Source organism: Pantoea sp. SIMBA_079 (assembly GCF_046940275.1).
Lineage (GTDB): Bacteria > Pseudomonadota > Gammaproteobacteria > Enterobacterales > Enterobacteriaceae > Pantoea > Pantoea borealis.
This window is the reverse complement of record NZ_JAWRYR010000173.1, coordinates 1-288: the sequence shown is the minus strand read 5'-3', so window position 1 is coordinate 288 and position 288 is coordinate 1. Positions and strand designations below refer to the sequence as shown.

Annotated in this window: 1 protein-coding gene; it reads left to right on the top strand. The window is 71.9% G+C overall.

What is annotated here, in order from left to right; all coding sequences use genetic code 11:
- Nucleotides 1–288, top strand: a 288-nt coding sequence (locus tag SB719_RS19595) for an aldo/keto reductase (protein ID WP_412159660.1), incomplete at both ends; no start/stop codon positions are given.

Here is a 288-nt window from a genome sequence, read left to right as displayed (position 1 = left end):
CCGACGGCCGCAGCGAGACGATGCTCGGCCAGTCGCTGCGCAACTTGGGCGTCGCGCGCGACGACGTGGTGATCGCCACCAAGGTGGCATCGGCGATGGGCGAGGGACCGAACATGCGCGGCGGCTCGCGCCGGCACGTGCTGGGCCAGAGCCGGGCCAGCCTGCAGCGGCTCGGCGTCGGCCACATCGACCTCTACCAGATCCACGCCTTCGATCCGGCCACGCCGATCGAGGAAACGCTCGACGCACTCGACACCCTGGTGCGCGCCGGCGACGTGCGCTACGTCG